The organism is Desemzia sp. C1 (assembly GCF_020882875.1).
GTDB classification, from domain to species: Bacteria; Bacillota; Bacilli; order Lactobacillales; family Carnobacteriaceae; genus Desemzia; species Desemzia incerta.
This window is the reverse complement of record NZ_JAJIZP010000003.1, coordinates 646,105-660,731: the sequence shown is the minus strand read 5'-3', so window position 1 is coordinate 660,731 and position 14,627 is coordinate 646,105. Positions and strand designations below refer to the sequence as shown.

General features: G+C 40.0%; 14 protein-coding genes, 1 riboswitch and 1 other annotated feature. Of the genes, 10 read left to right on the top strand and 4 right to left on the bottom strand.

The genetic code is table 11. The features are described 5' to 3' along the window. Positions 1 to 5 precede the first annotated feature (5 nt). Entirely contained in the window at positions 6 to 692 is a 687-nt protein-coding gene (locus LMF32_RS03665; protein WP_230523898.1) for a phosphoribulokinase, read from the top strand. Between the two features lie 163 nt (positions 693 to 855). Then, a complete protein-coding gene (gene rpsN, locus LMF32_RS03660) occupies positions 856 to 1,125 on the top strand; it encodes a 30S ribosomal protein S14 (protein WP_092480734.1) in 270 nt (89 codons plus the stop codon). Positions 1,126 to 1,265: 140 nt separating this feature from the next. On the opposite strand, the gene LMF32_RS03655 is transcribed toward rpsN, so the two are convergent. Further along, positions 1,266 to 2,069 carry a formate/nitrite transporter family protein gene (locus LMF32_RS03655; RefSeq protein ID WP_230525069.1) on the bottom strand — a complete coding sequence of 268 codons (804 nt, stop codon included), beginning with the start codon at positions 2,067 to 2,069 and terminating at the stop codon, positions 1,266 to 1,268. 385 nt (positions 2,070 to 2,454) lie between these two features. Further along, positions 2,455 to 2,682: a binding site (T-box leader), on the top strand. A 91-nt stretch (positions 2,683 to 2,773) separates the two neighbouring features. Between LMF32_RS03655 and LMF32_RS03650 the strand changes: the two genes are divergently transcribed. The 3 genes from LMF32_RS03650 to LMF32_RS03640 all read left to right on the top strand — a co-directional run bounded on the left by LMF32_RS03650 (position 2,774) and on the right by LMF32_RS03640 (position 5,941). Further along, the gene (locus tag LMF32_RS03650; protein WP_230523897.1) at positions 2,774 to 3,976 is read left to right on the top strand and encodes an argininosuccinate synthase; all 1,203 of its coding nucleotides are present in this window, start codon (positions 2,774 to 2,776) and stop codon (positions 3,974 to 3,976) included. Next, complete coding sequence (gene argH / locus LMF32_RS03645) at positions 3,977 to 5,320, top strand: argininosuccinate lyase (protein ID WP_230523896.1); 1,344 nt, start codon at positions 3,977 to 3,979, stop codon at positions 5,318 to 5,320. Between the two features lie 72 nt (positions 5,321 to 5,392). Beyond that, positions 5,393 to 5,941 (top strand): GNAT family protein, encoded by a 549-nt coding sequence (locus tag LMF32_RS03640; protein WP_230523895.1) that lies wholly within the window; start codon positions 5,393 to 5,395, stop codon positions 5,939 to 5,941. A gap of 228 nt (positions 5,942 to 6,169) precedes the next feature. Here LMF32_RS03640 and LMF32_RS03635 read toward each other — a convergent pair whose 3' ends face one another. Continuing rightward, entirely contained in the window at positions 6,170 to 6,478 is a 309-nt protein-coding gene (locus LMF32_RS03635) for a hypothetical protein (protein WP_230523894.1), read from the bottom strand. Positions 6,479 to 6,889: 411 nt separating this feature from the next. On the opposite strand from LMF32_RS03635, the gene LMF32_RS03630 reads away from it, so the two are divergent. The 3 genes from LMF32_RS03630 (at position 6,890) to LMF32_RS03620 (ending at position 9,839) form a co-directional block, all read left to right on the top strand. Beyond that, a complete protein-coding gene (locus LMF32_RS03630; RefSeq protein ID WP_230523893.1) occupies positions 6,890 to 8,668 on the top strand; it encodes a metallophosphoesterase family protein in 1,779 nt (592 codons plus the stop codon). A 150-nt stretch (positions 8,669 to 8,818) separates the two neighbouring features. Further along, positions 8,819 to 9,427 (top strand): DUF1819 family protein, encoded by a 609-nt coding sequence (locus LMF32_RS03625; RefSeq protein WP_230523892.1) that lies wholly within the window; start codon positions 8,819 to 8,821, stop codon positions 9,425 to 9,427. 25 nt (positions 9,428 to 9,452) lie between these two features. Next, on the top strand, positions 9,453 to 9,839 hold the full coding sequence (locus LMF32_RS03620; protein WP_230523891.1) for a DUF1801 domain-containing protein: 387 nt from the start codon (positions 9,453 to 9,455) through the stop codon (positions 9,837 to 9,839). A 68-nt stretch (positions 9,840 to 9,907) separates the two neighbouring features. Here the strand turns inward: LMF32_RS03620 and nrdG are convergent, their stop codons facing one another. Together nrdG and nrdD are read right to left on the bottom strand one after the other, a co-directional pair. Further along, positions 9,908 to 10,459, bottom strand: coding sequence for an anaerobic ribonucleoside-triphosphate reductase activating protein (nrdG, locus tag LMF32_RS03615; protein WP_230523890.1), 552 nt, complete (start codon positions 10,457 to 10,459; stop codon positions 9,908 to 9,910). Next, a complete protein-coding gene (nrdD, locus tag LMF32_RS03610) occupies positions 10,452 to 12,635 on the bottom strand; it encodes an anaerobic ribonucleoside-triphosphate reductase (protein ID WP_230523889.1) in 2,184 nt (727 codons plus the stop codon). The genes nrdG and nrdD overlap by 8 nt, the downstream gene beginning before the upstream one ends. 217 nt (positions 12,636 to 12,852) lie before the next feature. Further along, a riboswitch (Lysine riboswitch) is annotated at positions 12,853 to 12,998 on the top strand. 99 nt (positions 12,999 to 13,097) lie between these two features. Here nrdD and LMF32_RS03605 point away from each other — a divergent pair. Next, the gene (locus LMF32_RS03605) at positions 13,098 to 14,069 is read left to right on the top strand and encodes a diaminopimelate dehydrogenase (RefSeq protein WP_230523888.1); all 972 of its coding nucleotides are present in this window, start codon (positions 13,098 to 13,100) and stop codon (positions 14,067 to 14,069) included. A 77-nt stretch (positions 14,070 to 14,146) separates the two neighbouring features. After that, a complete protein-coding gene (locus tag LMF32_RS03600) occupies positions 14,147 to 14,569 on the top strand; it encodes a GNAT family N-acetyltransferase (protein WP_230523887.1) in 423 nt (140 codons plus the stop codon). Positions 14,570 to 14,627: the final 58 nt, after the last annotated feature.

The window sequence follows — 14,627 nt, the reverse complement described above, 5'->3', positions numbered from 1 at the left end:
TAAGGATGGATGAAGTAGTAAAAGCAGTCATAGATGCAGTCAATAACGCAGAAAGAAGGCTCGTTATAGCCATTTCTGGACATGGAGCAGCTGGGAAAACAACTTTTTCGAATCAGCTCCTCAAAGCTTTTGGAAAAGAAAACGTTTCTTACCTCAATACAGATGCGTATATTATTTCATCAGCTTTACGTAAATACACCACCATAGAATATGCATATGAAAATACGATCCACCGGTCTAAATTGACCGCCTGTCATCCATCCGCGCATCATGTTCTTTCTTTGGAACGAGATATCAAAATGCTGCGAGAAGGGATGGAATTATATACAATCGATATGCCGTATGCCAAAAGTGAATTACTTACCCCTAAACCGATCACGATCGTCGAGGGAATGAGCGCAGCTTTTGCAGACCCTGCTTTGTTTGATTTGAGCATTTATTTTTATACGGATGATGAGACTGAACTGGTCAGAAGATACGGTCGGGACATCACAGAAAGAGGAGCAGACAGAAATTATCTGCGCCGTTCACACGAAGAGCGGAGAATCCAATACCGATTGTTCATGCATTCTTACAGCTGCAACTTTGATATTGTCGTCAAAAGTACAAATGAAGCCGTAAAAATAGAAAAGAATACTCTGACAGAGATGGCCGTAACCAAAATCCAGGATGAAATTGGCCCAGTTGACTAAAAAAATACTAAAACAGAAACTGCTTCCGTTCAAGAATAAGGTCTACATATTTTGTACAAAAATAGCGAAAATACAAGGATTTCTTTCTTGTTATACTTTCAATTAGTAAGTAATGGGAGTATAATAGATACCTAAACTAAAGAAAAAGGTAGGGAATGTATACATGGCCAAGAAATCAAAAATTGCTAAGTTCAAAAAACAACAACAACTTGTCGAACAATATGCAGAAGTCCGTCGCGAATTAAAAGCAGCAGGAGACTACGAAGCATTAGCCGCCTTGCCAAAAGATTCCAATCCTGTCCGTTTAAACAACCGCGATCTTACTGATGGTCGTCCTAGAGGTTACATGCGCAAATTTGGGATGTCCCGTATCCATTTTAGAGAATTGGCACACAAAGGAGAAATTCCTGGAGTGAAAAAAGCCAGCTGGTAAAACAAAATTTATTGGAAAACAAAATATAACATAAAAGACACTCTCTTTTTTTAGAGGGTGTCTTTTTTCGGTATACGCCTGTTTGTTAAAAAGAAGTGGACTCCAACTTAGAGTCCACTTCTTTATTTTTATATAGTAGTTTAGTCGCTGTAACTTGTTTTTCCATTATTCAACCAAGAGTAATTCAATCCCATGATCAATCCGCCGCCGACATAGTTGCCTAGTGTTGCCAGAACGATATTGATGACCACTGCAGCTATTGTCATTCCAGGAACGTTTCCGCCGCTGGCAAAGTAAGCTAGAGAGAAAGAAGAGAAGTTGGCAATAACGTGTTCAAAACCAAGAAAAGCAAAAATGAAGATCAGAAACACGATGGAAATGACTTTTCCAGCATCATCTTTCATGCGCATAGTCACGAAGAAAGCGATGTTGACGACCATGTTGGCAAAAATAGCTTCTACAAATATTTGTAATGGAGCTTTCGCTAATTTCCCGGCTACTGCTGTCACTAAAAAGTGGTCCGCAGCTACATCATGAAAAGCGCCCGTATAAGATAAAAGCCAGCTGATCACGAAAGCACCAATAGCATTAAAAAGAATACACGTCATTAAAATGGCCAAAGCTTTTTTCCAAGATAAAATTTTCCGATGAACAGCTGTTGTCATGTACATCATATTCGATGTACCCAATTCAGCGTTCAAATAAATAATCATAACTAAAGACCAAGTGAACATGAAAGCATAACCGAATTTGCCCCAGCCTGGAGCTAAGTGTTCCAACGAGTTACCTGTTCCGACAGCAATCGCTGTTCCTAAAGTCAAATAAAAACAGGCTAACATAGCACGCATAATGTAACGCCCAATACTATTATCAAATAAGTCCGCTTTTTTTAAGATACTTTTTTCAATATTTCCCATCATTCCTGTTGAGAAACCTTCTACCATATTTTTACCATTACCAGCAATCGTTTTATTCAGCTTTTGCGGCACTTTTTTCATCTCCATTTATCAAATGATTTACTTCACAAAATATATACTACATCATTTAAAATGAAAAAGGAATTGTTTACTTTCAGAAAATTTACTGAAAAAAAAATTGTCACAAAACTGCCTAAGATGATGAGATAGCCGGAAAAAGTGAATCTTAAAAGGTTAGACTTATTTACAAATCAGCTGGCTGTTTTCTGGATTGTTTTTTAATGCACATATTCATTGTATACTGTATAAAAATAAAGATTTATAACTATAAAATGAATATTTTGTGAGAATAAGGGTTGACTTCCTCATGTAACTTTCGTACAATACTCACAACTTATAAAACCGAATACAGAAAAAATCAAGGATGAAGAGAGTAGATCAGAAATTTTTCTTACAGCGAGTTGGGATAGAGTGTAAGCCCATTAGAAAAAATCAGATTGAAGCGCACTTCATCGATGAAGAGGTGAACAATTAGTAGCTTCTTCCGCAGATCATGCGTTATTAAATTGAGGTGGATATGCCTATGAGCATGTCAACTAGAGTGGTACCGCGGATTAATGAACTTTGACCCGTCTCTTGCATATATGCAAGGGACGGTTTTTTTGTGCTTATTTCTCAAAAAATTCCCTTGCAACAAACAAAAAAACTGATTGGAAAAGGGGAAATATCAAATGACAAAAGAAAAAATCGTATTAGCTTATTCAGGCGGACTAGACACCTCAATCACAATTCCATGGTTAAAAGAAAATTACGATAGTGAGATCATTGCTGTTTGTGTAGATGTTGGACAAGTAGAAGATTGGGAAGAAGTAGAGAAAAAAGCGCTGCTTTCAGGAGCAAGCAAGTTTTATTGTCCTCATGCAGCAGATGAATTTGCCAAAGAGTACATTTTCCCAGCTGTTTCAGCTCATGCGAAATACCAAGGAACTTATTTATTGGGAACGGCTCTTGCTCGGCCATTGATTGCGAAAAAATTGATCGAGATCGCTCACTTAGAAAATGCGGTAGCGATTTGTCATGGGTGTACGGGAAAAGGCAATGACCAAGTGCGTTTTGAAATGGGGATCGCGGCTTTTGATTCTGAAATCAAGGTCATTGCTCCATGGCGCCAGTGGGACATCAAATCGCGGGAAGACGCTATTGATTATGCAATCCAAAAAGGCATTCCCATCACTTCTACAAAAGAAAAAATCTATTCTGAAGATGAAAACTTGATGCATATCAGCCATGAAGGCGGCGATATCGAAAGTCCAGCCAATTTCGTCAACTACGAATCAATTCTTAAAATCACGAACGCGTTGGAAAACACTCCCGATGAAGCTGAATTTGTATCGATCACATTTGAAAAAGGGCTGGCTGTTGCTGTGGATGGATTGAAGATGGAGCCATCTGAAGTGTTGAGTACGCTGAATCATTTGAGCGGAAAACATGGAATCGGGGTATTGGACTGGATCGAAGACCGGGCAATTGGGATGAAATCGCGTGGAATCTACGAAACGCCGGGCGGAGCTCTGCTGATGGAAGCTCATGCGCGTCTAGAAAGTTTGACACTGACGAAAGAAACGATCAAATTGAAACAGATGATTAGTACGGAATATGCAGAATTGGTTTACAACGGGCAATGGTATTCACAAGCTAATCTGGCTATTAAAGCTTTTATGGATAAAACGCAAGAATGTGTCAACGGAGAAGTCCAACTGAAACTCTATAAAGGAAACATGCTTCCTTACAGCGTTACCAGCCCGAATCAATTGTTTGATGAAGATGTTTCTGGATTTGGAGAAGATGACTTGTTCAGTCACCATGACGCACGAGGTTATATCAATGTCATGACGCTGCCGACGAAAATCCAACAAAGAAAAGGAATGATTTAAATGGGAACATTATGGGGAGGCCGTTTTCAAGAAGAGGCTTCAGAATTGATGCAGTCGTTTAACGAATCGTTTTCGTTGGATAAGCGTCTATGGTATGAAGACATCACCGCCAGCATCGCACATATAACAATGTTAGGAGATTGCGAGATCATCTCGAAAGAAGAAAGTGAACTGCTGCAGCAAGAGCTGACCAAATTGTGTGAGGCTATTGGGCAAGACCCAAGTCTGTTGACCGGAAACTACGAAGATATCCATAGTTTTGTAGAAGCTAAAATGATTGAAGCTTGTGGAGATGCCGGGAAGAAAATGCATACTGCCAGAAGCCGAAATGACCAAGTAGCCGTGGATATGAAGTTGTATGTAAAGAAAAGCCTGACAGAATTGAGCGAATTGGCGCAGCAAATGATTAAGGTGTTTGGTGCAAAAGGGGAAGAAATGGCAGATGTGTTGATGCCGGCTTACACTCATTTGCAGCGGGCACAGATCGTTCCGTTCTCTTATGTGCTGGATGCTTATGCAGCGATGTTCAAGCGCGATGTGAAAAAAATCGACCAAGCGATCGAGTTGATGGATGAAAGTCCTTTAGGCGCGGGAGCTTTAGCGGGGACGACTTATGAAATCAATCGTCAGCAAACAGCGATTCTATTGGGATTTGCTGGAGTGCAGCAGAATACATTGGATAGTGTCAGCAATCGAGATTTTATCATTGATGCATTGCATTGCTGTTCTAGTTTGATGATGCATATGAGTCGGTTTGCAGAAGATTTCATTATCTATTCAAGCCAAGAGTTTAATTTTGTAGAGTTATCCGACCACTTTTCCACAGGAAGCAGCATGATGCCGCAGAAGAAAAATCCAGATGCATTGGAATTGATTCGCGGTAAGGCTGCTAAAGTGATCAGCTTACTAAATGCAATGTACGGAACGATGAAAGGTTTGCCGTTGAGTTACAACAAAGACATGCAAGAAGATAAAGCCATTTACTTTGAAGCGCTCGATACTACGACAGCTTGCGTCAAAATATTGACTGCAGTGACGGTAGAATTGAAGGTCAACGAAGACCGATTGAAAGAAACGATTCACGAAGGATTTTTGAATGCGACCGAATTAGCAGATTACCTTGTCCGCAAAGGATTGCCGTTTAGAGAAGCACATGAAATAGTAGGAGAAATGGTTGTCTACGCGTTGGATAAAAAAACACAACTCCACGAATTGAAGCTGGAAGAGATGAAGCAGTTTTCAGCGGCTATTCAAGAAGACGTTTATACAGCCCTGCATCCAGATACGATTTTGCAGCAAGGGATCAAAAAAGATATGCTTCATTCTCATGTGAAATCTGTATAAACAGATCACACTTTTAAAGTCAAATAAGGTATGATTTTTGTAGAAGAACTTATTTTTCTTTGAAGGAGAGGAATGCAAGAGATGACCGATCAACTAGTTATTCGCCCAGTTGAACGAAGCGATTTGTTTCGATTGTGGGAATTGAGTTTTAAAGAAGAGTCACCGGAGTGGAAAAAATGGGATGCCCCTTATTTCCCTCATCGAGCTATGGATTATGAAACTTTTTTGCCCAAAGGAGAAAAATGGATCCACCAAGACGATTTTTGGGTCGTTGAAATGGAAGGTGAAGTCATTGGAATCGTTTCTTACTACTGGGAAGATAAAACGTCGCTGTGGTTGGAGATGGGGATTGTCTTGTATTCAGGAGATCGTTGGGGCAAAGGAATAGGGACAGATGTCTTAAGAGCTTGGATGAACCACCTGTTCACAACGATGCCGCTGGTCCGTGTCGGATTTACCACATGGTCCGGAAATAAACGCATGATCCGAGTAGGAGAAAAATTAGGGATGCAACTGGAAGCCCGCATTCGAAAAGTCCGCTACTATAACGGAGAATACTACGATTCCATCCGAATGGGTATTTTGCGTGAAGAATGGGAAGAATTCACGAATAAAGCGTAAAGACTGCTCCTTGAGCAGTCTTTTTTGTGTAGGTTTTAATAGAGTCATGGGATTTTAAGGTTTTTCTGCCATGAGCGGTGTAAATTCGAGGCTCATGGCCGAATCAGAGAGGGTGCTCGGCCATGAAGCGATAGATTTCTACGCTCATGGATTTTTCAAGTTCTAATTTGGCCATGACAATGATAATTAGTGTACTCATGGCTGATATGAGAAAAGACTAAGCCGATTTTACAAAGCCAGCAACAGGACTATGACAAAAAAGAACAAAAACAAAGATAAATATTTGCCTGATGTAGCTCCTAAATCATTTTTGAACTTATACCCTAGGATCATAGCTGGTATGTAGAAAACAATAGAATAAATGATTGTATAATGGATGCCCGTACTACCGCTTGACCATGGATCCAGACCTATAAAGTTTAATATAGTATCTCCAATAGCCGCTCGATTATCAAATGAAAAAGAGAATAATACACCAGCTAAGACCAGCGCTAAAGAAAGTGAACCAATCCCAATTTGTTTATATCTTTTGACCAAATGACTTCCTCCTTAATGAAGAATTGTTCTACAAATAAATAACGCGTTATTTATTTGTAGTTTAACACATTTATTTTGCTGAATTGACATCGTGAAAAAATAAATTCGGCCATGAGTGGTGTAAATTCGAGGCTCATGGCCGAATCAGAGAGGGTGCTCGGCCATGAAGCGATAGATTTCTTTGCTCATGGCTTTTTTGAACTCCTGATCCGGCCATGACGATGACAAATCCCCGGCTCATGGCCGAAAATCCCCCAAGAAACTAAATTCATAGTAAGCAAGATTCATTTGTAAAGACCTTTACTCAACTTTCACAGGGAGTTTGCAGGAAATATACATTCATTGTATAAAATGAATGCATAAGCCCAACTGATGGGGGCTTAATGGAATTTTAGTTTGGGAGGAAAGATAATGACGACAAATAGAAAGTACAAAAAGTTTTCTACGCCAAAAATCGCTGCAATGGTGTTGTTGGCACCAATGGTATTGTTTGGATGCGAGGCAAACTCAGGTTCAGAAGCCGACGAAGCGACTGCAACTGCCCAAGAGTCAACTGCATCAAATATGGAGTTGCTGGACACAAAACCAGAAGTAGCTGAGGTGGAAGTAAACAATGTACCCAATAGGATCATTACCACGATCAATGGAGATACCCAAACTCAAATGGGGTTCAATTGGTACACAACCAACCAATTTGATGACGCAAAAGTATGGGTCAGTACTGCTGAAGACCTGAGTGATGCACTCATTTTTGAAGCAGAAAATACAGAAGTGACGAACCGATACGCTGAAAGAACTGAAGACGGATTTTATATTTATGCAGACGTGGAAAAAGATGAAGACGGAAATGGCGAACCTGTTGTGAACGGCTATTATACGGATGAGAATCAAAGCGGACCTGAATGGACAAGCGGAGATGCAGTGGGGTCGCTTGACCTGATCGATGTGACGGAATATTCCTATAAAGCTTTAGCAACGGAATTGGAACCCAATACGACTTATTATTATCAAGTAGGGAGTGAAACTGGCGAAAAGAGTGAAATTGGAACTTTCAACACAGCTGGAGAAGCTGGGGATGAGTTTACTTTCATCCAATACACTGATACTCAAAACGCTTATTGGAACGAGAACGTACAAAATGAAGCCGCTTATGGAGCTGACACTCTGGAGCAAGCCTTAGAAGTGTCAGAAGCAGATTTTGTTCTACATACAGGTGATGTGGTTGAAACAGCTGAAGTGGAAGACGAATGGGTGGATATTTTTTCTCAATCGCAAGAATCATGGATGCAGCAGCCGCTAGCAGTAGCTCCAGGAAATCATGACGAGTATGCGTTGGAATATGGCGATCCTCAATTGACAGAGAAATTCAATGAACACATTAATGTCCCTGTAACCAATGATCAAGTAAACGGCGGTTCGTATTACTCATTTGACTACAACGGGGTTCACTTTGTAGTTGCCAATACCAATGACAATAAAGAATCCGAGGACAATCCAGAAGGAAAAGCAATTGGAGAAGAACAGTTGGCTTGGATTGAAGAAGATATCAAACAAGCTCGTGAAGACGGGGCGAAATGGGTCATCTTAACGTATCACAAGCCGTTGTACTCTAAATCGTACCATTCTTTACAAGATGAAGATGTTCAAAAAGTCAGAGAAGAATTTATGCAAATGATTGATGAATTAGATGTCGACTTGGCGTTACAAGGACATGACCACGTCGTGTCTCGAACGAAATCATTGAATTTTGTGGCTACGGAAGAAAACTTCTCGAATGCAACGATCGATCAAGCAGAAGTGGTGTTGGATGAGAATAACGTAGAATACTATAAAAATCCTTCAGGGACAGTGTTCGTCTTGCCGAATACGGGTGGAACAAAAGCTTATGACGATATTTACAATAAACCATTAGAACACATCCATGAAGTCAGACCAGATCTAAATTGGATGACACAAGAAAACGTCGATTACTACAACAATTTATTTGCTTATGGAAATCAACCTCAAAAAGAAGGGGTATTTGCAAATTCCCATTCCAACAACCGGGATTCTACTATCCAAAACTTTGCGGTTTACAATGTAGAAGAAAATGAATTGAAAGTCGAAATCTATCAAGTATTTGGCGACTTGGAAGAAGATGAAGAACGCGCAATCGAAAAAGTGCATGAATTTGGGATCATGAAAGAATAAAATAGAAAAGGTTTTAAAAAAACAAGATAGTGTATATCTATCTTGTTTTTTTTTTGCTCAAAAGTGAGGTTTAATAAATAGTTCTCACCTGTTGTCTGTGCAAATAAATGGTATACTGACATTAGACAATTCTAAGAGAAGAGTGAGGATATGGCGGCTAAAAAGTACTTAACCACGTTGAATACACGATCATTTTTATATGAAGAGACCAAACAAGTAGCTTCCCTTTTGCATCAAGGGAAAAGACATGATGAAATAGCTGAAATCATTTGGGAAAAGAACCTTTTTCAATTAACCAGTGAAGATAGAGCGAACCGATTTTACAGTGAGATCCAGAAACGATTGGAAGGATTGGACATTTACTTATTTAATCAATTTTTAGCAACAGATATACCAACCAGCAAAGCGATTTTGTTTTATGCCTTACTGAAAAAAGATCAACTGTTTTACGAATGGATGCGTGAAGTGGTGTGGGTCAAATTTTTAGTGCTGGATTGGCAAATCAATAGAGAAGAAACGGAAGCTTTTTTTGAATTGAAAGCGATGCAAAATAAAACCGTAGCTAGTTGGACTCCAGAAACTAAAAGTCTTCTGATCGATTCTTACCATCGTGTGCTGCATGAAGTCGACATGGCAAATGTAATGGATGATGTTCTTCAATTGCAGCGATTGGCAATCAACGAAGACATCCGTACTTATTTGATTGAGAGAAAAGAAATCGAAATAGTAGAAGTGATGCTGGGAGAACTGATAGGATAGGACTCGAACAGTAAGGAGGGGAAACATGGCAATATCTGAAGAAAACAGAACAGAAGTAGATGACTACATTCAGACATTCCCTGAGGATGTGCAGAAAATTCTGTACCACATCCGTTCGATCATAAAAGAGGAAGCTCCAGAAGCGCAAGAAAAGATGAGTTACAGTATGGTCACTTATATTTTGAATGGGTTTATATTAGTTCATTTTGCAGGCTTTAAACATCATGTTGGCTTTTATCCGACACCTACGACAATTACACATTTTAAAGACAAAATCCAAGGGTACAAATACAGCAAAAACACGATTCAATTTCCTTTCCAACAGCCGATCCCTTACGACTTGATTCGGGAGATCGTCAGATACCGCGTCGAACAAAATGCAAAAAGTACAGAAGGAGAAGAAATGGAGTGAAATTTCTTTTTCAATAGACAAAAACGGACTGTTATATGACAGTCCGTTTTTGTCTATTCATTCAGTCGTTACTGTTCAGGTCTCCACAACACAACTTCTCCCGTTTCAATCGATTCCGGAACAGCGATGATTCGTTGATTGGAACTGCCGCGAAAAGCCAGCGTCAAATCTTTTAGTCCCAATTCAAAGCGGCCATCGACGACTACATCTAAATACTGCAGCAATTCTTTTTTATCTGCTGTGCCTTCCATCAATTCGTCCCATGTATAACCGGTCCAACTCCAAATGTCTTTTTGATGTTGAAATTCTTCTCGAACTCTGCGGCATAAAGATAGAGTGACCTCGGTATTTAAAAAGGGTTCCCCACCTAATAAGGTCAAACCTTGGCAATATTCAGCACGCAAGTCTTCAATGATTTGATCTTCCAGTTCCTTTGTATACGGTCTTCCGTAAGTAAACGACTGGGCTACTTTGTTATAGCAACCTTTGCAAGCAAATAAGCACCCGCTGACGTATAAGCTGCAACGTACTCCTTCACCATCGACAAAATTGTATGGTTTATAGTCGGCAATGAAGTTCCGGCTGTAAGCAGCAGACGTCCATTCGATCGGGTTAGGCATTTTCGTCACGACCTTTCAAGTGTTTGACCCGTGACCGGATTTCTTTATGGCGTCCTGCTACCATAGGACGTTGTTGCGGATTACCCAGGTAACCGCATGTCCGTTTGACGACATCGCATTCAGCCGGATCGTGATTGCCACAAACAGGGCATTTAAAGCCAACTTCTGTAGGTTCAAATTCGCCTTTGAAATCACATTTGTAGCAATGATCAATCGGAGTGTTGGTGCCAAGGTAGCCTACTCGATCATAGGCATAATCCCATACTGCTTCCAGAGCTTTTGGATTGGTATCCAGTTTCGGGTATTCGCAGTAATGGATAAAGCCTCCAGAACAAAACTGCGGATAGTCTTTTTCAAAATCCAGCTTTTCAAAAGGAGTAGGATTTTTCCGGACGTCATAATGGAAACTATTCGTATAATAACCTTTAGCGGTAATGTCTGGGACCTCACCGAATTTTTCGGTATCCAGACGACAAAAACGATCCGTCAAACTTTCACTAGGAGTAGAATATACACTGAAGTGATAGCCGTATTCGTCACCCCATTGATCAGCAGCATTTTTCAATTGTTTAACGATCTCCAGAGTAAATTCTTTTGCTTCAAGGTTCGCTTCCCAATCATTCCCGTAAAAAGAAGCTGCAACTTCATATAATCCGATATAACCGAGTGAAACAGTTGCTCGTTTGTGAGCAAATAAAGACGCTACAGATTCTCCGGGAGCGAGCCGCTGTCCAAATGCTCCATGTTGGTAAAGGATCGGCGCATTTTCAGGAAGAGCCTCTTCTACCCGCTTAGCTTTATAAACGAGTGCTTCTTTGGCTACAGCCAATCGAGAACGGAAAATGGTCCAAAAAAGAGAGAAGTCTCCATTTGCTTCTAAAGCCATTCGAGGCAAGTTCAGTGTCACTACGCCCAAATTCATACGGCCAGCTGTAATGTCTTGTCCTTGTTCATTCTTCCATCCTTGTAAGAATGATCGGCAACCCATAGGCGCTTTGAAGCTTCCAGTCAACTCCACAATTTTGTCGTAACTCAAAACATCCGGATACATTCGTTGAGTAGAACATTCTATGGCTAACTGTTTGATATCATAATTAGGGTCGCTCGGGCTTAAGTTCAATCCGCGTTTTAACGTAAAGATCAGTTTTGGGAAAATGGCTGTCCGCTTTTCTTTCCCTAAGCCTTGGATTCGAATCTGGAGAATAGCTTTTTGGATTTCTCTTTCAAACAAATTCGTTCCTAAACCAAAACCAATACTAGTAAAAGGTGTTTGACCTTGGGAAGTATAAAGCGTATTGATTTCATATTCTAAACTTTGCATCGCGTCATAAATGTCTTTTTGAGTTCGTTCTGTTACGTAAGCTTGTTTCTTTTCAGGATCTGAGATCCATTTTTCAGCTTCTGATTGATGCTTTTGATGATTGAGTTGTGCATAGGGAGCCAACACTTCATCGATCCGGTCAAAGCTGCAGCCGCCGTATTGACTGGAAGCCACATTTGCAATGATCTGAGCCGTTTGGGCAGCTGCTGTTTGGATAGAACGAGGACTTTCTACTTCAGCATTCCCTATTTTGAACCCTTGAGCGAACATATTCTCAAAGTCGATCAAGCAGCAGTTGCTTAAAGGAGAGTAGGGTGTGTAATCCAAATCATGATAATGGATGTCGCCTTTTTCGTGGGCATTGGCAACCGATTTAGGCAATAAACGTATACCAATCGTTTTTGCCACTATTCCGGCGGTCAAATCGCGCTGGGTGTTGAATACATTGCTGTCTTTATTGGCGTTTTCGTTGACTACTGTCTTATCTTTTGCCAACAATTTAGTAATCATATAATCGATATCTCGGTTTTGATGGCGGGAACGTTGCTTACTCGATTGGAATTCTTGGTAGTGTTCTAAAGTTGCTTGATACCCTTTTAATGATAGAACTTTTTTCACAAGACTATCTAAATAAAGTGTTGAAACAACTTCCTCTTCTTCAAAATAAAGAGAATTTTCTATTTCATTAAGCAAATCGAGAGCATTAAAATCGGATAACTCTGTAGTGTCCGCCAAACGGGCAGCTTTTAAAAGCGAACGTTTCAATTTAGAAGATTGATACGGTTCTAAATGACCGTCATTTTTTTGGACAGTTAAAGGGTTATGTAAGACTGCATTTTTTTGATGTGGTGACATATGACTTCCTGCTTTCTATATGATCTATTCTTTATTTTACCGCTAAAAAAATAAATAACAACTAAAAAAACACCATATGTATAACTTTTTTAATTACTTAAATACTACATGTTGTGTTTTAGTAAGTATCTGTTGGTTGCCACATTCCGCTCCACAGGAATGAGTTGATTTCTAAAAAACCGTGTGTTAGGGTTAAGAAAATTAAACAGAATAGTCGATATAAGATAGAGGTCGCGGTTGTAAAGAGTAGCTTGTCGAAAGGTGCAGTCGCCGAAATGCTAGAAAGCATTGGGATCATATTAAATAAGTATGGTACTGTCAACTTTGAGATGCCCATCTCAAATGCGAAGAACTGCTTATATTGAGGGCAGAAGGAGAAAATCATGGGTGCCTTTTGCTCATGATTTTTTGTTTATTTTCATGAACAATTATTCAATAAGGGATTTGGAAAGGGGAAACACGATGGCGATCAAAATTGGTATTGTAGGGTATGGTAATTTAGGAAAAGGGGTAGAGACGGAGTTGGCCTTGAACCCGGATATGGAACTAACAGGTGTCTTCACACGAAGAGATCCTGCACAAGTGCCGAGTAATGCAGCAGTTTATCAGTTGGACGAAATCACTGATTTTAAAGATAAGATCGATGTCTTGATTCTATGTGGAGGATCGAAGTCGGATATTCCTGTCCAAGCTCCTGTACTGCAACAGAATTTCCACACAGTAAACAGCTACGACAATCATGCTGAAATACCGGCTCACTTTGACAGTATCAATGAAACAGCACTAACCAATCAGACAGTAGGAGTGATTGCGACTGGATGGGATCCTGGTTTGTTTTCATTGAATCGATTGGTAGCGGAATCTGTATTGCCCAAAGGAGAAACATATACGTTCTGGGGCAAAGGGGTCAGCCAAGGGCACAGTGACGCTATCAGACGAGTAGCGGGTGTTAAATTAGGGGTACAATATACTCTTCCTAATGACGATTTGATCACGGAAATCAAAGAAGGGAAAGAAGTTTCTTACACAAAAACCTCTTCTCATAAACGAGTGTGCTATATTGTGCCTGAAGAAGGTGCAGATAAAGAAGGCATCACAAAAGACATCCAAACGATGAAAGATTATTTTGCAGAATACGAATCAGAAGTTCATTTTATAAATGAAGCAGAGTTCTACCAGCAGCATACAGGGATGCCGCATGGCGGACGTGTGATTCGTCGAGGGTATACTGATGAAGCGAATATGGCTGTTTATGAATTCAGCTTAGATTTGGACAGCAATCCTCAATTCACTGCAGCTGCAGCTATTGCTTATGCTCGAGCAGCCTATCGTTTAGCACAAGAAAAACAATACGGCGCCAAAACGGTTTTTGATATCGCACCAGCGTATCTTTCTCCAAAATCAGGAGCAGAGTTGCGGAAAGAACTGCTTTAAGGAGGGCTTAAATGACGTTGCTGTATGAAATCTTCTACTGATTATTAAGAAAAAATAAAATCAGAGGAGAAAACAACATGACAATTATCTTTAAAGAAAACCAACATCTGCCGGAAAAAGCTGTTCATGCTTTATACGATTCAGTGGGGTGGTCCGCTTATACGAAAGACATGGAAAAACTGTTAAGAGGCATCCGAAATTCTTTTATAATCACTGCGTATAAAGAACAGGAATTGATTGGATTAGTTAGGTATATTACTGATAAAGAGACGATTTTATTTGTACAAGATCTATTGGTGAAACCCGATTTTCAACACCAAGGAATTGGCGGCGAGCTGCTTGATCGAGTACTCAACAAGTATCCTAAGGTCAATCAAAATCTGCTGTTAACGGATCGAACAGAAAGTACTATTTCTTTCTACAAACGCCAAGGATTTAAAATGGCAGAGGATCTAGAAGCAGCCGCTTTCGTGAAAGACCGAAGATACGATGGAATGTGAGCGTTAGTTACAGTAGTTAAAAAGCAATCTCTTGTAGTGACCAAAGAGATTGCTTTTT